This is a genomic window from Pseudomonas sp. HP_08 (assembly GCF_055284095.1).
The window spans coordinates 97,516-121,150 of record NZ_JBTOQC010000034.1 but is presented as its reverse complement, the minus strand read 5'-3'; the positions used below and the strand labels follow the sequence as shown (position 1 = coordinate 121,150).

Sequence of the window (23,635 nt, the reverse complement as noted above, 5' to 3'; positions counted from 1 at the left end):
CGATAGGTAGGTAAAGAAGCGCCACTATATGAGCCTCAGTGCAACGGGTCAAACCTTGCGTTGTGTGATCAGGCTGCCCCGACCACATGGGTCAAGCGGTAGCTGCGGAAATCCTTGGGCGATTGCTCGAACTGCTTCTTGAACGAACGGCTGAAGTGCGCCGAGTCGGTGAAGCCCCATTTATAGGCGATGGTGGTGATCGATTCGCTGCGCAGAAAGGGGTTGGCCAGATCTTCGGCACTGCGTTTGAGCCGGGCGCGCTGGATATAGCGGCAGACGCTGTCGCCTTCGTCCTCGAACAGACGGTACAGATGACGCACCGAAATATTCAGCCGACTTGCCAGTGCCGACGGGGTCAGGCCCGGCTGGCCAAGCGACTCGTCGATAAGCTTCTGCACATAGCTGCGCAGGTTGGCGTTGCCCAGCGCACCGAGTTCCGGGCGCTGGTCGAGCCGCTGGGCCTGGCTGTGTTCCAGCGCCGAGGGCAGCAGTGAAATCAGCGCGTTCTGCAAACCATGCTCGTCGGCATCAGGCATTTCTTCGACGCCGGTGTCCTTGCAGATCTGCTCCATCAATACATGCAGCATGCGCCCGCAGGTGCGGGTGGCGGAGACTTTGCCGAAGGTCAGGCGCTCCTGCTTCATGGCTTTCTGCACGTCTTTGCGCGGCAAGGACAGCGAGGCGTGTTCGATCAGGCCGAACGGAGTGATTTCGCAGGAGCCGGTGGAATCCATCAACAGCAGGTCGCCCGGTGCCAGCTTGATGCTGATGCCGTGCTGGGTGATCTGCGAATAACCGCTGCGCTGGCTGACCAGAAAGCAGTCTTCGTCGTTGTCCCGATCGGCGCTGCCGGCCTGGCGCATGATATTGCCGGCATTGGTGCGCAGGCTGGCCAGTTCCAGGCCGGAGCGGGTCCAGGTGCAGATTTCACCGATGAACAGTGAGCGATTGAAGGCCAGTTCAGTGTCGAAACGACCACAAATGGCGTGCAGCCTGGCATTCCATTGCTCAAGGCCGTTACGGGCGATTTGATCAGTGTGCATACCTACCTCTCTGATAAGTCTTTTTGTTATGTGCGCATTGATAACATGTTAACAATATGCGCACAACAGTGATGCTGACCTATCAGGTGAAGGCAGGATGCGTGCCAGTTTTTCTACAATTGCCCCAACACGCGCTGCAGCGCTGTCAGGCCCGCAAACAACGCCGTTTTCTGTTCGGCCGCGATGCTGATGTAGCGCCGGAACGCGGGCATGCGGTTGACCACTTCACTGCCGCCCATATGCTCCAGGCGCACAGTCCACAGGCCTTCGGCCAGTTCCAGACGCAAACATTTGAAGTCCAGCGGCATCAACGCTGCACGCAGCGGCTCGTCCAGCTCCAGCGCCTGACGCAGCGCCGGTAACAGCGCGTCGTCACCGCCACGGTGCCGGCACCGCAGGCCAGTGCGGCGAATCGACCCGGTATGGTGCATATCGTAACGACCGCTGCACTGCGTTCGGCCGGGCACGCTTAGCACGAACTCACTCATCACCAGGTGCATCAGCAGTTGCGACTCGGTGCGCTCGCGCACTTCGCAGCTTAATCCCGGCACGCTCAGCCGTGCCGTGCGTGGGTCGATCACCTGCCAGCCGTTGACCCCGAGGTTGCGGCGCAGGTGTTCCAGGGTCACGCCCGGCCGGTAACCGGACGGGTCGCGCTCGGCGGTCAGGCCGTCAAACAGTCTTGAGAGCATCATGGGCAGTGTCCTCGACATGCAGACCGGGTTCGTTGGCAAATTCCTTGGCCAGCACCTCTTCGACCGAGGCCGGCTTGAACGGGTTGACGCGCTGGACCACCAGCGTCCAGAACAGCGCATAGGCGGCGGTGGCGGCGAGCATGATGCCGAATGGCACGTAAATATCGGCAGGGTTCATGCCCGGCGGCGTGATGAACCACATGCCCAGCAGAATACCGACGCTGGAGACGATCTGCGGCAGCGGAAACCACGGCGAGCGGTACGCGCGCGGTAAATCGGGACGACGAATGCGCAGGCTGACCACCGAAATCGTCACCAGCAAATACGCGGTACTCCAGGCACAGACCGCCGCCAGCACCAGGTGAATGATGTTGTCGGTGTTGCCGCCCAGCCACCAGGCGTGCAGGCACGGGATCAACATGGCCACCAGAATGCACAGCAACGGGGTCTTGAAGCGTGGGCTCAAGTAGGTGAAGACCTTGGGCAACGCGCCGTCGACCGCCATGCCGTAGATAATGCGCGGCACGCCGGCCATCAGGGTGTTGATGGTCGCAGCGCCTGCAAACAGAAAGCCGATGCCCAGCCAGATCGGGCCGATATCCCCCATCACCTGCTCGGCAAATTTCGGGATGGCCATCGGTGTGTCCAGCAGGCGCACGCCGCTGGCGGCATCAAGCACCACGTTTTCCACTTGGCGCTTCATCGCCGCGCCATAAATGAACATGCAGGTGGCCACGCCCAGCAGGCCGAGGATCATGGCCTTGGGCAAGACTTTGGCCGACTGACGCAGGTCCGGCGCCAGCGGCGTGACGAACTCGCAGCCGACGAACATGAACATCGCCATGCCGACCAGCGACAGGATGGTGATCAGGTCAGTGCCGACCAGCGACTCGCCGAACAGGCCGTCCAGTTGCACCGCAGGCGCCGCGATCAGGCCCAGCACGCCGAAGGTCATCAGCGTCACCCACATGCCGAAGGTGAGGATGATCTCCACCCGGCTGAACGCACTGACGCCAAAGGCATTGAGAATGCCCAGCACCACGACAAAGCCCACGCCCAGCAGCCAGGAGCCGCCGGCCGACTCGGCCAGGGTGTTGAGGTGCTCGAAGTTCACCAGCGCCATGACCCCGGCCAGAATGGTCTCGGCGGTGCCGGCAAACACATGCACGATCAGGTACGCCGACAGCGTGCCCATGATCGCGAAAAAGCGCCCCATGCCGCAGTTGATGTAGTCGTACACAGAGCCGGTGGTCGGCAAGATCGACGCGGCTTCGGCGAAGGTCGTGGCCTGGGCCAGCATCATGATCACCGCCAGGATCATCGCCAGGGCAAAGGCACTGCCGCCGATGCCGAAGCCCATGGTCGCGGTAAGAATCACCGGGCTGGCCATGATCAGGCCGATGGTGCTGGCCAATGCGGTGGGAAAACCCACGGTGCCGCGGTTCAGATGCTCGGTGAGCTGTTGGTTGAGTGACATGCTGGGCCCCTGCAAAGGAGATGGACGTGGGCAATACCATCGATCGAACGATCGCTGCACTGCGGCATGCAAACCACTTTGCGCCGCAGCCGATCCTGCGTCTTGCCCGTGGCTGACGATAACTTTGTTGCAGCCTGCCAGCGCCGCCACGCTGGCGAGCAGGGACAAGCCGCTGGCAGGCGCTGCAAAGACTTGAGCCCACCGGATAGCCCTAACTGTGATGGCAGTCATTACAGACCACCTACAAGGGGGCAACACCCATGGAGCGCTTTACCCGACGCAACGCTTTGCCAACACTGATCGGCCTCGGCCTGGCGGGCCTGATGGGCGCCAGCAGCGCGCAGGCCATCGAGCTGTACAGCGACGAAGACACCACGCTGACAGGCAATTTTCTTGCCGTGTACGGGCACTTCAACAGCCGCAAGAACTATGACGGCACGGCCGGCGGCTCGACCTGGCGCGAAGGCTTCATCAAATACGGGCTGAGCGGCACCCAGGGCATCGGCCCGCTCGGCAGCCTGTACGGCACCGCCAATCTGGTCAGCTCGGCCACTTGGGGCGACGGCGATGCGGCCGGTTACACCGACGGCAGCGAGCGCACGACCAGGTTCGACGAAGCCTTCGTCGGCTGGAAATCCGGCGACCTGTTCCCGCTGCTGGGCCAGGACGGCGTCGACCTGTCGTGGGGTCGGCAGATCATCACCCTGGGTGACGGCTTTATCATCAACGACGACGGCATCAACTTCGGCAACGGTCTGGCCGATGGCGACCTGAACCGTGGCGGCGCCTACTATCTGGCGGCCCGGCATGCGTTCGACAAGACCGCCGTGTTGCGCCTGGGCGGCAAGGAAGGCCTGCATGGCAGCGTGCTGTGGTTCGAGTCCGACAACCGCGCCCAGGCCAATACCGAAATGGCCGCCGCCACCCTGGAATACACCGCAGCGCCCGGCACGCTGGGCCTGACCTGGATTCACGGCCTGGATGTCGATGAACGTTATGCCAGCGATTTTCAGCGCCAGCGCGACGGCATGAACATCTACAGCCTGCGCGGCGCCGGCAATGCCGGGATCGACAACGCGCATTTCTCGTTCGAATACGCCCGGCAGAACAAGGACGCCGGCAATGAAAACGCCTGGTACCTGGAAGGCGGCTACACCTTTAGCGAGGTGCCGTGGAGCCCGGACCTGACCTATCGCTACAGCCGTTATTCCGAGGGCTGGGACTCGATGTTCAACGGCCAGAACCGTGGCTTCGGTACCTGGTTCCAGGGCGAAGTCACCGCCAACTATTCAGGCCCGTTCAACAGCAACACCGGCATTCACCACGTGGGCCTCAAGGTCAAGCCGCTGGAAAACCTGACCCTGGGCGCGCTGTTCTTCAACTACAAGACGGTGGATACCGGCGAAGCGCTGAACCTGGATGGCCGCGAGCTGGACGTGTACGCCGAATGGGCGGTCAACGACCATTTGATCATCACCCCGCTGGTCGGCCTGTACAAACCGCGCAAGGACCAGGACAGCGGCGGCAACCAGTACGGCGGCAATGGCAGCAACCTGTACAGCCAGGTGATCGTGGCCGTGCCGTTCTAAATACCCCGCACAACAAAAAACCCCGCCTTTCTCAAGGCGGGGTTTTTCGTTTACAGCCGGTTCAGCGCATTACACCGTCGTGGTTTGTGCGCTCATGGCCAGGTCCAGCAGTTCACGGTTGGCCACCGCGTACATCGCGTAATCGGTGCCGCTGGCCGCACGCAACTCGACCAGCATCGCGCGCCAGCGCTCGACCATCGCCGAATGCTGCTCCAGCCAGAGGGCCAGACGCTCTTCGACGTCCGCCGGGGCATCGGCCATTTGCAGCACGGAGATGGTGATCGCCCGTTGCTGCCAGTCGATGTCATCGCGGAACGCCTCGCGGGCCAGGGCCTGCCAGTTGTTTTCCACCGGCAGGCTGCTGATCTGTTGCAGGTACCAGGTGATTTCCAGCGCACTGCCCACCGCAAAGTAGGTCTTGGCCACGTCTGCCGCGTTCTGCCCGGTGACGTCGGACGCCTCGATGATCGGCAGCAAGGTGTACAGGTGCGTGGTGCCGGCCACCATGCGTGCCAGCAGTTCCGGCACGCCGGATTCCACGTACGCCTCGTAGCGTTCCTGCCAGACCGCACGGGTGCGGCCTTCGAGCAGGCCATCGAGTTTCAGGCCCAGCGCCGCGATGTGCGGGCCGAAGTGCGCGACATCACGCGCCGCATCCAGCTCGTTGCGGCGGCTGCGCAGGAACCAGCGGGTCGCGCGGCGGCCCAGGCGCATCAGCTCGTCCATCAAGGCCAGCTGAATCTCGGCCGGCACCTTGTAGTCCAGCGCCTCGATCTGACGGAACCAGTGCGGCAGGTGGAAGATGTCACGCACGATCACATAGGCACCGGCCACGGCGGCGGCACTCATGCCGGTGGACTCCTTCAGGCGCTGCACGAAGGTGATGCCCATGTGGTTGACCAGGTCGTTGGCGATCTGGGTGCTGACGATTTCGCGCTTCAGGCGGTGATTACGCATGGCCACCGAGAAGTTGGCCGCCAGCGACGACGGGAACGCGGTTTCCATGTCGCGGGCCAGGTAATCGTCATCCGGTACACGCGATTCGAGCAGCGCTTCCTTGAGGTCGATCTTGCTGTACGAGATCAGCACCGACAGCTCGGCACGGGTCAGGCCGTGGCCTGCCGCAACACGCTCGGCGATCTGCTCTTCGGACGGCAGGAACTCGATGACCCGGTCCAGCTTGCCGCGCAACTCAAGGTCGCTCATCAGGCGCTTGTATTCGGCGATGCGGTCGTAGGCACGACGCGCCGCCAGCGACAAGGCCTGGGTCTGCTTGTAGTTGTTGCCCAGCACCAGATGGCCGACATCGTCGGTCATGCTTTCAAGCAGCTGGTTACGCTGCTTCTGGGTCATGTCGCCGGCCTGAACCACTTCGTTGATCAGGATCTTGATGTTCACTTCGTGGTCGGAGCAGTCGACACCACCGGCGTTGTCGATGAAGTCGGTGTTGGTCGCGCCGCCGTGCAGGCCGAACTCGACACGGCCCAGCTGGGTCATGCCCAGGTTGCCGCCCTCGCCCACCACCTTGCAGCGCAGCTCGTCGCCGTTGACGCGCAGGGCGTCGTTGGCCTTGTCGCCGACATCGGCGTGGCTTTCTTCGCTGGACTTGACGTAAGTACCGATGCCGCCGTTCCACAACAGATCCACCGGCGCCTTGAGCAAGGCGTGCAGCAGTTCGGTCGGGGTCAGCCGGTCGGCCTTGATGTCAAAGCGCGCCTTGATCTGCTCGCTGAGCAGAATGCTCTTGGCGCTGCGCGGGAAGATGCCGCCGCCTTCGGAAATCAGGCTGGCGTCGTAGTCAGTCCAGGACGAGCGCGGCAGGTCGAACAGACGCTTGCGCTCGACAAAGCTGCTGGCCGGTTCCGGGTTCGGGTCGATGAAGATGTGCAGGTGGTTGAACGCGGCCACCAGTTTGAGCTTGTCGGACATCAACAGGCCGTTGCCGAACACGTCGCCAGCCATGTCGCCGATGCCGATCACGGTGATGCTGTCCTGCTGGACATTGATGTCGCGCTCACGGAAGTGGCGCTGCACACCGACCCACGCGCCCTTGGCGGTGATGCCCATCTTCTTGTGGTCGTAGCCGGCCGAACCGCCCGAGGCAAAGGCGTCGCCCAGCCAGAAGCCATAGTCGATGGCAATGCCGTTGGCGATGTCGGAGAAGGTCGCGGTGCCCTTGTCGGCCGCCACGACAAGGTACGGGTCGTCGTCATCGTGGCGCACCACGTTGACCGGCGGCACCAGCACGCCTTCCTTGAGGTTGTCGGTGATGTCCAGCAGACCGGAGATAAAGATGCGATAGCAGGCGATGGCCTCGGCCTGGACCTCATCGCGACCGCCGCTGGTCGGCAGACGGCGCGGCACAAAGCCGCCCTTGGCGCCGACCGGCACGATCACCGAGTTCTTGACCTGCTGGGCCTTGACCAGACCCAGCACCTCGGTGCGGAAGTCTTCTTCGCGGTCCGACCAGCGCAGGCCGCCACGGGCCACATTGCCGAAGCGCAGGTGCACGCCTTCGACGCGCGGCGAGTACACGAAGATCTCGAACTTGGGCACCGGTTTCGGCAGCTCGGGGATCAGACGCGGGTTGAACTTGAAGCTGAAGTAGCCCTTGTTCTGGCCGTTGGCATCGGTCTGGTAGAAGTTGGTGCGCAGGGTCGCCTTGATCAGGTCGAGGTAGCGACGCAGGATGCGGTCTTCGTTAAGGACCTGAACATCGTCCAGGGCGGTGAGAATCGCCTGCTCCAGACGCAGTTGCTTGTCGTCCAGGTCGTCGGCACCCAGCTTGCGCGCCAGGTAGAAGCGGGTCTTGAACAACCGGGTCAGTTCGCGGGCGATTTCGGTGTGGTTGTTCAGGGTGCTGGCGATGTAGCCCAGGTCGAAGCCCAGGCGGATCTGCTTGAGATAGCGGGCATACGCGCGCAGCAGCGCCACATCGCGCCACGGCAGACCGGCGGTCAGCACCAGGCGGTTGAAGGCATCGTTTTCGGCATCGCCGCGCACGATGTGCACGAAGGCATCCTGCAACACGTCGTTGAGCTGCTGGATGTCGAGGTTCAGGCCTTCGGCGGTGAAGGCAAAGTCATGAATCCAGAACTCGCGGCCATTGACGTGACGCAGGCGGTACGGGAACTCGCCGAGCACGCGCAGGCCGAGGTTTTCCAGAATCGGCAGCACGTCCGACAGCGCCAGCGGGGTGTCGGCGTGGTACAGCTTGCAGTGCAATTGCTGGCGGCTGCCCGACAGCGGCTGGTAGAAGCTCATCACCAGCGGGTTGGTTTCCGAAAGACTTTGCACATGCTGCATGTCGACCACGGCCGAGTGCGCGGCAAAGCGCTCGCGGTAGCCGGCCGGGAAGCCCTTGGGGAAATCTTCCAGCACGTTGGTGCCGTTGGCTTCGCCGAAGCTTTCGATGACCAGGCTGGCGTAGTCGTCTTTCCACGAACGGCAGGCCTGGATGACTTCGTTTTCCAGCTGCAGCGTATCGATTTCCAGATTGACCTTGGGATCGACGCGCAGGATCAACTGCACACGGGCCAGCACCGACTCGGAGAAGAAGGTCCAGAACTCGCAGTCGCTGGCCTTGAGGCGGTCCATGAGGACCTGCTGGATCTTTTGCCGTACTTCGGTGGAATACACATCGCGCGGCACATAGGCCAGGCAGTAGCAGAAGCGGCCGTACGGGTCTTTACGCAGGAACACGCGGATCTTGTTGCGCTCCTGGATCTGCACGATTGACATCACGGTGCCGAACAGTTCGTCCACCGGCGTCTGGAACAGGTCGTCACGCGGCAGCACTTCCAGAACCTGGGCCAGTTCCTTGCCCAGGTGAGCCTTGGCATCGAAGCCGGAGCGGCGTTCGATTTCGGCGACCTTGCGGCGGATGTAAGGAATCTGGTGCACGCTCTGGCCATACACCGTCGAGGTGTACAGGCCCATGAAGCGGCATTCCTTGACCACCGCACCTGCCGCATCGATCAGGCGGATCGACACATAGTCAGGGTACGCCGGGCGATGCACGCGGCTTGGTAAGGCGGCTTTGGTGAACGACAGCAGGGTCGGTTCCTGCAGGTATTTGACGGCGTAGTCTTCGATGTGCAGCTCTTCTGTGCTCAAGCCCACGCGCAGCAGCTTGGTCAGGCCCAGGAAAGATGACGGATCGTATTCGATCTGGCCACCGTCGGCCTCGCCACGCACCTGGAACTCTTCGTAGCCCAGAAAGGTGAAATGGTTGTCGAGCAACCACTGCAGGAACACCTTGACCTCGGACTTCTCCTCGCCGTCGATGCTGTATTCGCTGCTGTCGATGGCCGCCAGCACATCATTGACCCGCGCCTTCATGGCCTCGAAGTCTTCGACCACCACGCGCACTTCGCCCAGCACCTGCTCCAGCTCGCGGGCCAGGGTGTTCAACTCGCTGGCATTGGAGCAGCGGTCGATTTCCAGGTACATCAGCGATTCTTGCTTGACGTCATCGCCGGTGGTGCCCTTGGGCAGCAACTCCAGCAACTCGCCCTGCGGCCCGCGACGCACGCTCAGCACAGTGGTTTGCAGGGTATGGATGCTGTAACTGCGACGGTTCAGCTCGGTGCGCACCGAGTCGACCAGAAACGGCAGGTCGTGGTGCAGCACCTCGATCACGGTGTGGGTCGATTGCCAGCCGTGACGCTCGTAATCGGGGTTGTAAACGCGTACTTGAGGAGTGTGGTGTTCGAAGCGTTCCAGCAGCCGCCAGGCCGACAGCGTGCAACCTGCCAGGTCGGAAAGTCGACGCTGGGTCAGCTCGTCCAGGGAAATGATGCCGAAGAATTGTTCGGCGAACAGCGCCACTTGTGGCAGTGCCTGTTCACTGATGTGCTGAGCCAGGGCCGCTTGCAGTTGATGCTGAAAGTCGGCCTTGCTGGCTGCGGTGAAGAACGCCATCGATGGTACTCCGCTTTGCTTTTATAGAGGGAGGCTTGGAGCAGGTGTCGCGATCAGTCGGGCAAGACATGATCGAGTGTAGAGCCAAACAGACGATGCCTCGGGTATCGGGCTCGTCGCTTGTGAATTCCGAGAGGTACGTCAGAAAAAGCGACGATACAGTGGCGCCAATGCACACAACCGTTCGTCGCCTTTCAGCTTAACGATAGCGGTCCGTACAGGGCGTACAAGGCTGCGACATATTCGGTCATCGTGTAGCAGACTGTGCCTGGCGGGACTCGTTCAGGGTGTTGCAGGTTATCTGGAGACGGGAGTTGTATAGATTGGAGGTTGTGGCGAGAAGGGTTCCGGCCCTCTTCGGGCCTGCACACGTCGCGATTGGCGCCGCCTGTGCCGTCGCGCATGAGCATGAAAAGCAGAGCAAAAGCAGGGCAAAAGCAGAACAAGCGCTTTTGATCTTGATCTTCTACACAAATATCACAGGCGCCGCAGAACGCGACTTGGGCGCAAGGCCGAGTGGAGGCGACGCGGAGTCGGGGAGCGAGGCATGGATGCCGAGCCAGCGCCGCTGGGCCAGGGACGGCCCATCGGCGCGGCCCGATGGAGTGGCGCCGCAAGGAGGGTACCCCGAAGGGGCCCAGCCAGGAGCAAACGGTTTGGTTACTTTGCCATGACAAAGTAACCCGGCCCGAAGAGGGCCGGAACCACTCTCAAGCACCACCACCCAGACCCGGACAACACAGCTCCGATTGCACTACAGCAAAGTTCATCAAGGAATGGCAAAATCACGCCTTTGCCAGCCTGCTCAGGAACTCCCCCGATGCTAATCAACACGCCCTGCCTGATCGCCAACCCGTGCGATGACGAGTACGACGACATGGCCCTGCTGTGCTGCCATGGGGAAAACGGCGACCTGTTCTCCCTGAGCCGCTTCCCCGACGAAAACGAGGTCGAAATCAGCCTGGGCGACGACAAGACCCTGACCGTCACCTCGCTGAAAGTCACTTTTGGCGCCGAACGCCTGCTGGTCGAACTCGATGCAGCCGATGCAGCCCGTCTGGGCGGCGACGCACAGTATGAGATTCGCCACACCAGCGATGCCCAGGACTTACAGGAAGCCGACGCCACGTTGCGTATCATTCTCGACAATGTCGGTATATATGTCAGCGAGATCGCCTGAGTCAGGGGAGTAAAGTCAGGCTCCTTCTTTGTGGAGCCTGCCATGACCGCCCCTCGCTTCGACGCCCACTGCCACATATTCAACCCGCGCTTTCGGCTCAAGACCCATCTTGAGTCGCCGCCCGAGCCGTTCACCATTCAGGACTACCGCGACTGCGTCGTGCCGCTGGGCTTCAGCGGCGGTGTGGTGGTGTCCAGCGCCTTGCAGGGCTTTCAACAAGGCCACCTGCTCGACTCGCTGCGCTGGCTGGGGGCCGGTTTCGTCGGCGTGACGCAAGTCTCGCCGATGGTCACCCATGCCGAACTCGACACCCTCAACGGCTTCGGCATCCGCGGCCTGCGCCTGACCCTGCGGCGCGGCGGCGCGTTGCTGCCCGAACAGGTGCTGGGCATCGCCAAGCGCGTGCACCGCCATGTCGGCTGGCACACCGAACTGGCCGTCGATTCCCGCGAACTGGCCGAACTGGAAGAAACCCTGCTGCAATTGCCCTCGCTGAGCCTGGACCACCGGGCCCTGAGCCGGCCTGCCCTGCCCAGCCTGCTGCGCCTGGCCGAGCGCGGCGTACACATCAAGGTCTGCGCGCCGGGGCGCTTCAACCCGAGCATGGCGCTGATGCTCAAGGACATTCACGAGGCCAATCCCAACGCGCTGATGTTCGGTAGCGGCGCCCCGATGATCCCGGGGCAACGCGGGATTACGGCCCGCGATATCGAGGCCCTGTTCGAGACCCTGGGCGATGCCGGAGCCCAGCGGGCGCTGTGGCACAACGCTTTCAGCTTCTATCGCCTGCAAACCTCATGAGGCATCAAGCCGTCGATTCAATAAAAAACCCCCGCCGTCATTAGTCGTTCCAGCCCCGGATGCATTAAAGTATCGCCCCCGGTCCAGGGTCTGAACCAGGTTCAACGTGCCGCGCCCTGACCGCTCTCCGACATAACGGCACACGCCTGCCAGGAACCATCACCGATGGAACATCGTGAAGCGCTGAATGCGCTGCGAACCTTTCTTTCCACCCAGATCCTTGGCCAGGAAAAGCTGGTCGAGCGCCTGCTGATTGCCCTGCTTGCCGATGGCCACATGCTGGTCGAAGGCGCACCGGGGCTGGCCAAGACCAAGGCCATCAAGGAACTGGCCGAAGGCATCGAGGCCCAGTTCCATCGCATTCAGTTCACCCCGGACCTGTTGCCCGCCGACATCACCGGCACCGAAATCTATCGCCCGGAAACCGGCAGCTTCGTGTTCCAGCAAGGGCCGATCTTCCACAACCTGGTGCTGGCCGACGAAATCAACCGTGCCCCGGCCAAGGTCCAGTCGGCCCTGCTGGAAGCCATGGCCGAGCGTCAGGTCAGCGTCGGGCGCAGCACTTACGACCTGTCGCCGCTGTTTCTGGTCATGGCCACCCAGAACCCGATCGAGCAGGAAGGCACCTACCCGCTGCCCGAAGCCCAGCTCGACCGCTTTCTGATGCACGTGAAAATGGGCTTCCCGGACGCGGCGGTGGAACGCAAGATTCTCCAGCAGGCCCGTGGCGAAGCGCTGAACGGCGAAACCAAGCCCGAGCGACGGGTCAGCCAGCAGGCGATTTTTGCCGCCCGCAAAGAGATTCTCGGCCTGTACATGGCCGATGCGGTGGAGGAATACCTGGTGCAACTGGTGATGGCCACCCGTACGCCTGCCAAGTTCGACCCGGAACTGGCCGAGTGGATCGCCTATGGCGCCAGCCCGCGCGGCTCGATTGCGCTGGACCGCTGCTCGCGGGCACATGCGTGGCTGGCCGGGCGCGACTTTGTCAGCCCCGAAGACATTCAGGCGGTGCTGTTCGATGTGCTGCGCCACCGCATCATTCTGTCTTTTGAAGCAGAAGCGGCCGGCATCGACCAGGACCGCGTGACCCAGCGCATCCTTGACGTCGTTGCCGTAGCCTGACGCCATGCAACCGGAGCTGATTTCCCAGCCGGGTATCCGCGTCAGCCTGCGTGAGCTGATCGAGATGCGCCATCGCGTGCGCGAGGTACAGCTGTTCTCGACGCCCACCCGGCGCAGCCCGCTGATCGGCCTGCACCACTCCAAGCTGCGCGGGCGCGGGGTGGATTTCGATCAGGTGCGCGTCTACCAGGCCGGCGACGATGTGCGCAATATCGACTGGCGGGTCACCGCCCGCACTCAGGAGCCGCACACCAAGCTGTTCCATGAAGAGCGCGAGCGGCCGATCTTTCTGTTGGTCGAACAAAGCCGCCGGCTGTTCTTCGGCTCAGGGCTGACCTTCAAGTCGGTGCTTGCCGCACAAGCGGCAGCGCTGATCGGCTGGGCGGCGCTGGAGCACAACGACCGGGTCGGCGGGCTGGTGTTCGGTGACCGCGAGCACTACGAGATCAAGCCACGGCGCAGCAAGCAGAGCCTGTTGCAACTGCTCAACCGGCTGGTGCGCGTCAACCAGTCGCTGCACACCGAGATCGCCGCCGACCGCGACGCCTTCGGCACCGCCTTGCGGCGTGCCCGCGAAGTGCTGCGTCCCGGCAGCCTGGTGATCGTGTTGTGCGACGAACGCGCGCTCGGCGATGCCGCCGAACAGCAACTGAGCCTGTTGTCACGCCATTGCGACCTGTTGTTGCTGCCGTTGTCCGACCCGCTGGACCGCGCCCTGCCCGCTGCCGGCCTGCTACGCTTTGCCGAACGCGGCGCCAGCCTTGAGCTCGATACCCTGGACAGCGAGCTGCGCAAGAACTATCGCGCCCAGGGTGAAGAGCGCTGCGCACGCTGGGAACGGCTGGCCAAGAAACTGCGCGTGTTGCTGATGCCGCTGAGTACCCAGACCGACCTGGTCGAACAACTGCGTCAGTTCCTCAACCCCCAGCGTCCCGGTAAACAACCATGAGCCCGCTGGACCAACTGCAACCGCTGATCGCGCCCGCGCCTGTCAGCGCCTGGCCACCGGCGCCCGGCTGGTGGCTGCTGGCGGTGTTGCTGCCGCTGGCAGGCCTTGGCCTGTGGCGCCTGCGCCGGCTGCTACGGGCCAAGGCGCCGCTGTCGCGTGCCGAACAACCGCTGGACCCGCTGCGCGTGTCGGCCCTGGCCGAGCTGGCCAGCCTGCCCAAGCCCTACGATGGCGCGCCGGCCGGTGCCTGGTTGCAGCAGATCAACGCACTGCTCAAGCGCTTGTGCCGCAACCAATACCCTTACAGCCAGAGCCACACCCTGAACGGGCGCAAGTGGCTGGCGTTTCTCGACAACCGCTGCCCCGCTGCCGGCCTGACGCGCTGGATGGTGCTGGTCGAGGGCGCGTACAAACCCGAATGCAAACTCGACGACAAGGCCATCAGCGGCCTGACCCAGGCCGTCGACACCTGGATTCGCAAGCATGTTTGAATTCGCCTGGCCCTGGATCTTCGCGCTGTTGCCGTTGCCGTGGGTGATGCGCTGGCTGCTGCCGGTCGCCGACAGCGGTGAGGCGGCGCTCAAGGTCAGCTTTCTCAACGAACTCGAAGGCCTGAGCGGGCGACGCGCCAAGGCCAACCTGCCGGTCTGGCGCCAGGGCGCACCGTTGCTGGTTATCTGGCTGCTGCTGCTCGGCGCCAGCGCCCGCCCGCAGTGGCTGGGCGAGCCGTTGCCGATTGCCGCCAGCGGCCGCGACCTGCTGGTGGCAGTGGATGTGTCGGGCTCGATGGACTACCCGGACATGCAATGGCAAGACGAGGATGTCACCCGTCTGGCGCTGGTCCAGCAACTGCTGGGCGATTTTCTCGAAGGCCGCGAAGGTGACCGGGTCGGGCTGATCCTGTTCGGCAGCCAGGCATTCGTGCAGGCGCCGCTGACCTACGACCGTCACACCGTGCGGGTCTGGCTGGACGAGGCGCGCATCGGCATCGCCGGCAAGAACACCGCCATCGGCGATGCCATCGGCCTGGCCCTCAAGCGCCTGCGCCAGCGTCCGGCCGAAAGCCGGGTGCTGGTGCTGGTCACCGACGGCGCCAACAACGGCGGGCAGATCGACCCGGTCACCGCCGCCCGGCTGGCCGCCGAAGAAGGCGTGCGCATCTACCCCATCGGCATCGGCGCCGACCCCGACAGCACCGGCGTGCAAAGCCTGCTGGGCCTCAATCCGAGCCTGGACCTGGACGAGCCGACCCTCAAACGCATCGCCCAGCTCAGCGGCGGCCAGTATTTCCGCGCCCGGGATGGCGACCAGTTGCAAAAAATCCGTGCCACGCTGGACGCCATGGAGCCGGTCGCGCAACAGCCCACCCAGGTGCGCCCGGCCCACGCGCTGTATCCCTGGCCACTGGCGCTTGCGCTGTTGCTGAGCCTGCTGTGGGTGATTGTCGAGCTGTGGCCCAACCGCGCCTTGCCGCGCCTGCACACCTGGACACGCCAGCGACTGGCGGCGCACCTGCAACGCTGGCAACAACGCCTCAAACAGCTACGGAGCCCGAAATGATCAGCCTCTGGCCGCACTGGCTGCGCCCCGCCTGGCTGCTTGTCGTGCCGCTGCTGGTGTGGCTGCTGTACAAACTCTGGCACCGGCAGAAACGCGCCGGCCGCTGGCAGATGATCCTGCCGCCGGCCTTTCATCACGCTCTGCTCGGCGGTGGTCAGGGCCGCGACAGTAAAACCCACTGGGTGGTGCTGGGCATCGCCTGGCTGCTGGCGGTACTGGCGCTGGTCGGTCCGAGCTGGCAGCGCCTGGAGCAAGTAGGCCAGAAACCCATCGACCCGCTGGTGGTGGTGCTCGAGCTGACCCCGCAAATGCTCGCCAGCGATACCCCGCCCAACCGTCTGGAACTGGCCAGGCGCAAGCTGCGCGACCTGCTGGCCACGCGCAGCGATGCGCAAACCGCCATCGTCGTCTATGCCGGCAGCGCCCACACGTTGGTGCCGCTGTCCGATGACCTGGCCACCAGTCATAACCTGCTTGAAACCATCAAGCCTGCGATCATGCCACTGGCCGGCCAGCGCGCCGACCTGGCCATCGGCAAAGCGCTGGCGCTGCTGCGTCAGGCCGATGTCGGCCAGGGCCGCATCCTGCTGATCGGCACCTCGCTCAGCGATCAGGAGCGCCAGGGCATTCGCGCAGCTTTAGCGCGCCAGGCCACGCCGCTGCTGATTCTGGGCATGGGCAGCAGCGACGGCGCGCCGGTCAGCCTGGACAACGGCGGCCTGCTGCGCGACGAACACGGCGCCATCGTGCTGTCGCGCCTGGACAGCGCCAGCCTCGACGATTTCGCCACCTCGATCGGCGGGCATTACCAACCGGCACACGGCGACCTGCAAGACCTGCAAACGCTGGGGCTGCTCGATAACCCGCAACGGGTCCTCAGCGACGGGCGCCGCCTGCGCCTGGACACCTGGGCCGACGAAGGCTACTGGCTGCTGTTGCCGTTATTGCTGCTGGCCGCCACCGCCATGCGCCGGGGCTGGCTGTTTGGACTGGCCTTGTTGTGTGTGTTGCCGCGCGAAAGCCTGGCATTCGAGTGGCAAGACCTGTGGCAGCGTCCTGACCAGCAAGGCCAGCGCCTGCTGGAGCGCCATCGCCCGTCCGAGGCGGCACAACGCTTCGACAATGTGCAATGGCAAGGCATGGCCCTGTTCGCCGCCGGTGACTACGCCGGCGCCGCCCAACGCTTCGCGGCCGGTGACAGCGCCGCCGACCATTACAACCGTGGCACGGCGCTGGCGCTGAGCGGCGAACTTGACGCTGCCCTGGACGCCTTCGAGCTGGCGCTGGAGCGTCAGCCGGACTTTCCGGCCGCGCAGATCAACCGGCTGCTGGTACAGCAGGCCCGCGATCAGGCGCAGGCGGCCGAAGAACCGCCGCCTGAGGAGGCCTCGCCAGAAGAGGACAATGAACCGACGGCGCAGAGCGATAACGCCGCCCAGGACGCCGCCTCGGCCGATGGCCAGAGTGACGCGCAACCCGCTGAGCAGGCCGACGCCAACAGCCCGCCCGACGAGGGCGACAGTGACAAGGTCAGCGGCACGCCGATCTCGGACGACGCCGACAACACCACCCGCCCGCCGCTACAGGCCGGCGATGGGCCGATCGATGCCGAGCGGCGCCAGGCGCTGGAACACTGGCTGCGGCAGATCCCGGACGACCCCGGCGAACTGCTGCGACGCAAATTTCGCTATGAACAGCAGCATCAGGAAAACACGCCATGAGTCGCCTCCTTTCATCACTGGCTGGCCTGCTGCTCGGGCTGCTCATGCTGCCAGCCCACGCGGCAGAGTTGACCGCCCAGGTCGACCGCACGCGCCTGAGTGCGGGCGAAACCGTGGAGCTGACCCTGGAAACCAGCGACGTGACCCAGTTCGGCAAGCCCGACCTGAGCGTGCTGGACACTGATTTCGAGGTGCGCGACACCCGCCAGGTCAACCGCCTGACCACGCTCGACGGCGCCAGCCAGGCCAACACCCGCTGGCTGATCACCCTGCTGCCACGCCAGACCGGCAGTGTGCAGATTCCGCCGCTGACTTTGGGTGAACTGAGCAGCCAGCCGATCACCCTGCAAGTGTTGCCCAGCAACACTCAGGAGCCAGCCAACGAGCTGGCACCGGTGTTCATCGAGGCCAGCCTGGACCACGACAACGTCTATGTGCAGGCCCAGGCCGTGCTGACGCTGCGCATCTATCATTCGGTGTCGCTGTTCGACGACAGCAGCCTCAGCCCGCTGCAACTGCCCGAGGCGCGGATCGAAAAGCTCGGCGAGTCGCGCACCTATGAAAAGCTGATCAACGGTATTCGCCACGGGGTCATCGAGACCCGCTACGCCATTTACCCGCAGCGCAGCGGCGTATTGCCGATCCCGGCGCTGGTGTTCAGCGCCACCCAGGTACAAGCCGCATCGGCCATCGGCCCCGGCCAGCAGCAGGCGCCCAACCCGTATGGCCCGCAACCGGGCAAGGCGTTGCAGGTCAGCTCTGCCGAGATCAACCTGACCGTCAAGCCGGTGCCCGAGAGCTGGCCCGCGCAACTGCCCTGGCTACCGGCGCGCAACGTGACGCTGGATGAAAACTGGAACCCCGACACCATCAACACGCAAGTCGGCGACTCGTTGACCCGTACCCTGACCCTCAAGGTCGAGGGCTTGTCGGCGGCGCAACTGCCGCCGTTGCAAAACCCTGACCTGCCAGGCCTGCGCCGCTACCCGGACCAGCCGCAACTGAGCAACGAGGCCGTCGAGCGCGGGCTGATCGGCCGGCGTCAGGAAAGCGAAGCCCTGGTGCCCAACCGCAGCGGCGCCATGGAGCTGCCGAGCGTAGAGGTGACCTGGTGGAACACCCAGCAAGAACATATAGAACACACCAGCGTGCCGGCCCGTACCCTGCAAGTCACCAGCAATCCGGGCCTGGCGGTCGACACGCCGGTGGGCAGCGAACACAGCACCCTGGCGCCGTGGCTGTGGGTCTGGCAACTGAGCACGCTGTTCTTCGCCTGCACCACCTTGCTGGGCGCGATTTTCTGGTGGCGCGCGCGCGGCCAGCCGGCGGTGGCGCGCATCGCCCAGAACGGCCCCAGCCCACGCACGGTGCTGGACGACCTCAAGCGCGCCTGCCAGGCCAACGACCCGCAAGCCACCCGCCAGGCGCTCGATGCCTGGGCGCGCCAGCAACCGGAAACCCTGGCCGACATGGCTGCCCGCTTCGTGCCGCTGTCCGATGCCCTGGATGGCCTCAACGGCGCGCTGTACAGCGAGACCGGGCAGTTCTGGCTGGGCGAAGACCTGTGGCGCGCGATCCGCACCCTGCCGGCCAGCGAAAGCGCCCAGCCCGCCAACGGCGAAGCGGGATTGCCACCGCTGTATCCGAAGTAGCCCGCCGGTACTCCCGTTTCAATGACAAGGTAATCAAATGCGTCTGTTCCACACCTCCGACTGGCATCTGGGTCAGCACCTGCATGGTCAAAACCGGGATTTCGAGCATCAGGCTTTTCTGGCCTGGCTGCTGGCCCGCCTGGCCGAGCGCCAGCCCGATGTGCTGCTGATCGCCGGCGATATCTTCGACACGGTCAACCCGCCGGTCACGGCTCAGGAACGCCTCTACGAATTCATCGTCGATGCCCACGAACAACAGCCGCAGCTGACCATCGTGATGATTGCCGGCAACCATGATTCCGGCTCGCGCATCGAGTTGCCCGCGCCGTTGATGCGCCGCTTGCGCACTCACGCGCTGGGCCGTGTGCTGTGGCTCGACGATGGCAGCCTGGACGCCGAACGTCTGTTGCTGCCGCTGCCCGACGCCAAGGGCGAAGTGCGCGCCTGGTGCCTGGCGCTGCCGTTCCTGCGCCCGGCCGAGGTCACCGGCGCCCTGCTGGGCGACGATTACCTGCACGGCATCGCCAAGGTGCATCGCCTGCTGATCGACGCTGCCGTCGCCAAACGCCAGCCCGGCCAGGCGCTGATCGCCGTCAGCCACGCGCACATGGCCGGGGGTTCGGTGTCCGAAGACTCCGAGCGCAGCCTGATCATCGGCAACGCCGAGGCCCTGCCCGCCAGCCTGTTCGTGTCCGAGATCACCTATGTTGCCCTCGGCCACCTGCACAAGCCGCAACAGGTCAACGGCGAAGAACGCATCCGCTACAGCGGCTCACCGATTCCACTGTCGTTTTCGGAAATCGGCTACAAGCACCAGATTCTTGAAATCACTTGCGACGGCGAACGCCTGCTCAGCGTCGAGCCGCTGTTGATCCCGCGCGCCGTGCCGCTGCAGCGCCTGGGACCGTTGCTGCTCGATGAGCTGCTGGTGCAGATCGCCGCCCTGGCCGATGTCGACCTGCTCGACGACCCCGAGCGCCGGCCATGGCTTGAGGTGCGCGTGCGCCTGGACCAGCCGCAGCCGGACCTGCGCAACCGCATCGAAGCGGCGCTGCAAGGCAAGGCCGTGCGCCTGGTGCGCATCGCCGCCGAATACGCAGGCGCCAGCAGTGACGACCCGAACGATGCGGGCCTTGAGCTGATCGAGCTGGAGCAACTGACCCCGCACGAGCTGTTCAGCCGCGCCTGGCAAGATAACTACGGCAACCCCGTCGATGAGCAGACCCTCAGCGATTTCGCCACGCTGCTGCGTGAAGTCCAGCACGAGAGCGAGCAGCCATGAAAATCCTTGCCATCCGCCTGAAAAACCTTGCCTCGCTGGCCGGTCCCTTTGAAGTGGACTTCACCGCAGAACCCCTGGCCAGCGCCGGCCTGTTCGCCATCACCGGGCCGACCGGCGCCGGTAAAAGCACGCTGCTGGACGCCTTGTGCCTGGCGCTGTTCGGCGCCATTCCGCGCCTGAGCCGCATCACCGCCTCGAAAGTGCCGGACATCGACGGCGAGATCACCACCAGCGACCCGCGCACCCTGTTGCGTCGTGGCACCGGCAGTGGCTACGCCGAGGTCGACTTTGTCGGCATCGACCAGCGCCGCTACCGCGCCCGCTGGGAAACCAACCGTGCCCGTGACAACGCCGCCAAGAAACTCCAGGCCAGCCGCCAGACCCTGACCGATCTGGACAGCGAGCAGGTGCTCAGCAACCAGAGCAAGCGCGAGTTCGAACAATTGATCGAGCAGCGCCTGGGCCTGAACTTCGAGCAATTCACCCGCGCGGTGATGCTGGCCCAGAGCGAGTTCAGCGCCTTTCTCAAGGCCGACGACAAAGAGCGCAGCGAGCTGCTGGAAAAGCTCACCAACACGGCCATCTACAGCCAGCTGGGCAAGCGCGCCTACCTCAAGGCCAATGACGCCAAAAAAGCCCTGGAAGACCTCAACCTGCTGGCCAGCGGCGTCGCGCCCATGAGCGCTGAAGCGCGTGCCGGGCTGGACGCGCAGTTGAGTGAAGCACTTCAGCACTTCAAGGCGCACCAGGCCAGGCTGCGCGAGCTGGAACAGCAACAGCAATGGCTCGGCGAATTGCAGCGCCTGGGCGATGAGGCGCTGACGGCGCGCAACAGCCTGAACGCCGCCGAACAGGACTGGCAGCAACTCGCTGACCAGCGGCAGATGTCAGCCCAGCTGGAACGCCTGGGGCCGCAGCGCCACCGCTTTGTCCGCCGTACGTTGCTGGAGGCGCAACTGACGCCGCTGGCCGAACGCATTGCCCGGCAACAGGCGCGCCAGATTGAACTGAGCGCGCAGCACCTGGACCTGCAAACCCGCCGCGACGCGGCGCACAGCGCGCTGCTCGCGGCCCAGCAACAGTCGGGCGAGGCGCGACCGCGCCTGCAACAAGCCTTCGACACCCAGAACACCTTGATCCACCTGGCTGACGGGCTGGACAAGGCCCGCACCCAGCAGCAACACAGCGAGCAAGACTGCCAACAGGGCCAGGCGCGTGTTGCCACCCTGCTCGACCAGCAGCAACAGGTCGGCTTGCGCCTGCACACCATCGCCGGGCAGCTTGAAGCCAGCACCGCGCTGGCGCCGCTGACCCAGGCCTGGAGCGCCTGGCGCGACCGCCTCAAGTCCTTGACCCTGACCGCCAACCGCGTGCGCCTCGGCCAGCAGGAACTGCCGGCGCTGGAACAACGCGCGGTGGAGGCCGAGCAGCAACTGGGCAACCAGCGCGACGCCGTGGATTTGCTCTACCGCGAGGCGGATGTCGAAGTCCAGGCCGTCACCGAACACCTGCAATTGCTTGGCGGTTTGCTGCAAGACAACCGCAAGCAGCAACGTGCGGTCGAAGAACTCAGCCGCCTGTGGGCCAGCCAGCAGGAACTCGACGCGCCCTTGCAGGCGTTGAGCGAACAATTGCAAAGCACCCGGCTTGAGCGCGAGCAACTGACCGAGAACGGTATGGCGATTGCCGAGCAACTCAAGGTTGCCGAGCAGACCCTGATCGTCACCCGGCAACTGCTCGACCGCCAGCGCCTGGCGCGCAGTGCCAGCGTCGAAGCGCTGCGCAATCAGTTGCAGGATGAGCAGCCGTGTCCGGTGTGCGGCAGCGCCGAGCATCCCTGGCATCAGCCCGAAGCCATGTTGCAGGGGCTGGCCGAGCACGATGAAAACGAACAGGCCAACGCCGAAAAGGCCGTGGATGAGCTGAAGGAACGCCGCAGCCAGCTGCGCGAGCAGGTCGGCGTGATCATCGAGCGGCAAAAAGACTTTCTCCAGCGGCACAAACAGTTGCAGGCCCAGCAGCAACAACTGGCCGGGCAACTGCAAGAACATCCGCAGGCCGCGCCGTTACTGGATCGCACACCGGCCGAGCGCAGTGCCTGGCTGAACCGGCAATTGCAGCAACTGGGCGACGTCATCCTCAAGGACGAACAGCGCCAGCAAGCGTTGCTCAAACTGCAGCAGGATGCCGCGCACTTGCAGCACCAGTTGCACGAAGCGCAACAGGCCAGCCAGACCGCCACGCGGCAGGTCGAGGAACAGCAGCGGCAATTGCACGCCGACCGCGAACGCCTCAAGGAAGAACTCGACGCACTGGCGACCTTGCTGCCGCAAGCCACGCTCGACGCGCTGCGCGACGACACCAGCGCCAGCGTCATGCGTCTTGAACAGCAGGTCAGCGAGCGCCTGGCGCTGATCGAGCAACAGCAGGACGAACAGCAAGAACAAGCCGAACGGCAGAAAGCGCTTGAACAGCTCCAGCAGCAACAGGCCAACCATCAGCAACGCCTGGGCGAACTGCAACAGCAGGTGCAGCAACTGAGCGACCAGCAGCATGCCAGTCAATTGGCCTTGAGCGAACTGCTGGGCACGCAGGCCAGCGCCGAACACTGGCAGCAGGCGCTGGAGCAGGCCGTGGAACAGGCCCGCAGCGCAGAAGCCGAGGCGGCGCAGGCACTGCAAAGCAATCAGGCGCAGGCCATTCAACTGGCGGCCGAACTCACGGCCTGCGAGCAGCAACACCAGGCGCTGCAAGGTGAGCACGCAGAACTGGTCGAGCAGATTGCCGCTTGGCGCAGCACTCACAGCGAACTGGACGACGCGACCCTGCAGAGCCTGCTCGATGTCGACGAGGCGCAGATCGAACCGTTGCGTCAGCGTCTGCAATCGAGCGAAAAAGCCCTGGAGCAGGCCAGGGTGCTGATTCAGGAGCGCGAGCAGCGCCTTGAGCAGCATAGGGCGCAGCAACAGGCCCTCGAGGGTGCTGAACTGGCCGAGGCGCTGCACGCCACTCAGACGCAATGCGCCGAAAGCGAACAACAGTGCGCCGACCTGCGTGCCCAGGTCAGCGAAGACCAGCGCCGCCAGGCCGAGAGTGGCGAGTTGCAGACCCGCATCGAACAGGCCGGCACCGAGCGCTTGCGCTGGGGCCGGCTGGCCGAACTGATCGGCTCGGCCGAAGGCGACCGCTTTCGCAAGATCGCCCAGGCCTACAACCTCGATCTGCTGGTACACCACGCCAACGCACAACTGCGCCAGCTGGTGCGCCGCTACCGCCTCAAGCGCGGCGGCAGCCTGCTCGGCCTGCTGGTGATGGACACCGAAATGGGCGATGAAGTGCGCTCGGTGCACTCGCTGTCCGGTGGCGAAACCTTCCTGGTCTCGCTGGCGCTGGCGCTGGGCCTGGCCTCGATGGCCTCCAGCACGCTGCGCATCGAATCGTTGTTCATCGACGAAGGCTTCGGCAGCCTGGACCCCGAATCGCTGCAACTGGCGATGGACGCGCTCGACGGCCTGCAAGCCCAGGGCCGCAAGGTCGGGGTGATTTCCCATGTCCAGGAAATGCACGAACGCATCGCCGTGCAGATCCGCGTCAGACGCCAGGGCAATGGCCTGAGCACCCTGGAGGTGGGCTCGTAA

The 23,635-nt window shown here is 64.4% G+C and carries 15 protein-coding genes; 11 read left to right on the top strand and 4 right to left on the bottom strand.

What is annotated here, in order from left to right; all coding sequences use genetic code 11:
- Positions 1-68: 68 nt before the first annotated feature.
- The 3 genes from feaR to ACYAS9_RS22475 form a co-directional block, all read right to left on the bottom strand.
- Positions 69-1,043 (bottom strand): transcriptional regulator FeaR, encoded by a 975-nt coding sequence (feaR, locus tag ACYAS9_RS22485; RefSeq protein ID WP_463570509.1) that lies wholly within the window; start codon positions 1,041-1,043, stop codon positions 69-71.
- 113 nt (positions 1,044-1,156) lie between these two features.
- Positions 1,157-1,735 carry a DUF3156 family protein gene (locus ACYAS9_RS22480; protein ID WP_463570940.1) on the bottom strand — a complete coding sequence of 193 codons (579 nt, stop codon included), beginning with the start codon at positions 1,733-1,735 and terminating at the stop codon, positions 1,157-1,159.
- Positions 1,716-3,215, bottom strand: coding sequence for an APC family permease (locus ACYAS9_RS22475; RefSeq protein ID WP_463570508.1), 1,500 nt, complete (start codon positions 3,213-3,215; stop codon positions 1,716-1,718). The genes ACYAS9_RS22480 and ACYAS9_RS22475 overlap by 20 nt, the downstream gene beginning before the upstream one ends.
- Before the next feature lie 260 nt (positions 3,216-3,475).
- Here ACYAS9_RS22475 and ACYAS9_RS22470 point away from each other — a divergent pair, with 260 nt between their 5' ends.
- Positions 3,476-4,804, top strand: coding sequence for an alginate export family protein (locus tag ACYAS9_RS22470; protein WP_463570507.1), 1,329 nt, complete (start codon positions 3,476-3,478; stop codon positions 4,802-4,804).
- A gap of 69 nt (positions 4,805-4,873) precedes the next feature.
- Here ACYAS9_RS22470 and ACYAS9_RS22465 read toward each other — a convergent pair whose 3' ends face one another.
- The gene (locus ACYAS9_RS22465) at positions 4,874-9,727 is read right to left on the bottom strand and encodes an NAD-glutamate dehydrogenase (protein ID WP_463570506.1); all 4,854 of its coding nucleotides are present in this window, start codon (positions 9,725-9,727) and stop codon (positions 4,874-4,876) included.
- An 820-nt stretch (positions 9,728-10,547) separates the two neighbouring features.
- On the opposite strand from ACYAS9_RS22465, the gene ACYAS9_RS22460 reads away from it, so the two are divergent.
- The 10 genes from ACYAS9_RS22460 (at position 10,548) to ACYAS9_RS22415 (ending at position 23,635) form a co-directional block, all read left to right on the top strand.
- Positions 10,548-10,907 (top strand): hypothetical protein, encoded by a 360-nt coding sequence (locus ACYAS9_RS22460; protein WP_463570505.1) that lies wholly within the window; start codon positions 10,548-10,550, stop codon positions 10,905-10,907.
- Positions 10,908-10,949: 42 nt separating this feature from the next.
- Positions 10,950-11,708 carry an amidohydrolase family protein gene (locus ACYAS9_RS22455; RefSeq protein ID WP_463570504.1) on the top strand — a complete coding sequence of 253 codons (759 nt, stop codon included), beginning with the start codon at positions 10,950-10,952 and terminating at the stop codon, positions 11,706-11,708.
- A gap of 165 nt (positions 11,709-11,873) precedes the next feature.
- Positions 11,874-12,833, top strand: coding sequence for an AAA family ATPase (locus ACYAS9_RS22450; RefSeq protein ID WP_459749012.1), 960 nt, complete (start codon positions 11,874-11,876; stop codon positions 12,831-12,833).
- Between the two features lie 4 nt (positions 12,834-12,837).
- Entirely contained in the window at positions 12,838-13,782 is a 945-nt protein-coding gene (locus ACYAS9_RS22445; RefSeq protein ID WP_463570503.1) for a DUF58 domain-containing protein, read from the top strand.
- Positions 13,779-14,273, top strand: coding sequence for a DUF4381 domain-containing protein (locus tag ACYAS9_RS22440; RefSeq protein WP_463570502.1), 495 nt, complete (start codon positions 13,779-13,781; stop codon positions 14,271-14,273). Before ACYAS9_RS22445 ends, ACYAS9_RS22440 begins: the two co-directional genes overlap by 4 nt.
- Positions 14,266-15,342 (top strand): vWA domain-containing protein, encoded by a 1,077-nt coding sequence (locus ACYAS9_RS22435; RefSeq protein ID WP_463570501.1) that lies wholly within the window; start codon positions 14,266-14,268, stop codon positions 15,340-15,342. Before ACYAS9_RS22440 ends, ACYAS9_RS22435 begins: the two co-directional genes overlap by 8 nt.
- Positions 15,339-17,063: a VWA domain-containing protein gene (locus ACYAS9_RS22430; RefSeq protein ID WP_463570500.1), complete on the top strand. Its 1,725-nt coding sequence runs from the start codon at positions 15,339-15,341 to the stop codon at positions 17,061-17,063. The genes ACYAS9_RS22435 and ACYAS9_RS22430 overlap by 4 nt, the downstream gene beginning before the upstream one ends.
- Complete coding sequence (locus tag ACYAS9_RS22425) at positions 17,060-18,715, top strand: BatD family protein (RefSeq protein WP_463570499.1); 1,656 nt, start codon at positions 17,060-17,062, stop codon at positions 18,713-18,715. The genes ACYAS9_RS22430 and ACYAS9_RS22425 overlap by 4 nt, the downstream gene beginning before the upstream one ends.
- Positions 18,716-18,752: 37 nt before the next feature.
- Complete coding sequence (locus tag ACYAS9_RS22420) at positions 18,753-19,997, top strand: exonuclease SbcCD subunit D C-terminal domain-containing protein (protein ID WP_463570498.1); 1,245 nt, start codon at positions 18,753-18,755, stop codon at positions 19,995-19,997.
- On the top strand, positions 19,994-23,635 hold the full coding sequence (locus ACYAS9_RS22415; RefSeq protein ID WP_463570497.1) for an AAA family ATPase: 3,642 nt from the start codon (positions 19,994-19,996) through the stop codon (positions 23,633-23,635). Before ACYAS9_RS22420 ends, ACYAS9_RS22415 begins: the two co-directional genes overlap by 4 nt.

Excerpts from the sequence above, each read along its gene's own strand:
- feaR (WP_463570509.1), bottom strand. The coding sequence starts at position 1,043 with ATGCACACTGATCAAATCGCCCGTAACGGCCTTGAGCAATGGAATGCC.
- ACYAS9_RS22480 (WP_463570940.1), bottom strand. The coding sequence starts at position 1,735 with ATGCTCTCAAGACTGTTTGACGGCCTGACCGCCGAGCGCGACCCGTCC.
- ACYAS9_RS22475 (WP_463570508.1), bottom strand. The coding sequence starts at position 3,215 with ATGTCACTCAACCAACAGCTCACCGAGCATCTGAACCGCGGCACCGTG.
- ACYAS9_RS22470 (WP_463570507.1), top strand. The coding sequence starts at position 3,476 with ATGGAGCGCTTTACCCGACGCAACGCTTTGCCAACACTGATCGGCCTC.
- ACYAS9_RS22465 (WP_463570506.1), bottom strand. The coding sequence starts at position 9,727 with ATGGCGTTCTTCACCGCAGCCAGCAAGGCCGACTTTCAGCATCAACTG.
- ACYAS9_RS22460 (WP_463570505.1), top strand. The coding sequence starts at position 10,548 with ATGCTAATCAACACGCCCTGCCTGATCGCCAACCCGTGCGATGACGAG.
- ACYAS9_RS22455 (WP_463570504.1), top strand. The coding sequence starts at position 10,950 with ATGACCGCCCCTCGCTTCGACGCCCACTGCCACATATTCAACCCGCGC.
- ACYAS9_RS22450 (WP_459749012.1), top strand. The coding sequence starts at position 11,874 with ATGGAACATCGTGAAGCGCTGAATGCGCTGCGAACCTTTCTTTCCACC.
- ACYAS9_RS22445 (WP_463570503.1), top strand. The coding sequence starts at position 12,838 with ATGCAACCGGAGCTGATTTCCCAGCCGGGTATCCGCGTCAGCCTGCGT.
- ACYAS9_RS22440 (WP_463570502.1), top strand. The coding sequence starts at position 13,779 with ATGAGCCCGCTGGACCAACTGCAACCGCTGATCGCGCCCGCGCCTGTC.
- ACYAS9_RS22435 (WP_463570501.1), top strand. The coding sequence starts at position 14,266 with ATGTTTGAATTCGCCTGGCCCTGGATCTTCGCGCTGTTGCCGTTGCCG.
- ACYAS9_RS22430 (WP_463570500.1), top strand. The coding sequence starts at position 15,339 with ATGATCAGCCTCTGGCCGCACTGGCTGCGCCCCGCCTGGCTGCTTGTC.
- ACYAS9_RS22425 (WP_463570499.1), top strand. The coding sequence starts at position 17,060 with ATGAGTCGCCTCCTTTCATCACTGGCTGGCCTGCTGCTCGGGCTGCTC.
- ACYAS9_RS22420 (WP_463570498.1), top strand. The coding sequence starts at position 18,753 with ATGCGTCTGTTCCACACCTCCGACTGGCATCTGGGTCAGCACCTGCAT.
- ACYAS9_RS22415 (WP_463570497.1), top strand. The coding sequence starts at position 19,994 with ATGAAAATCCTTGCCATCCGCCTGAAAAACCTTGCCTCGCTGGCCGGT.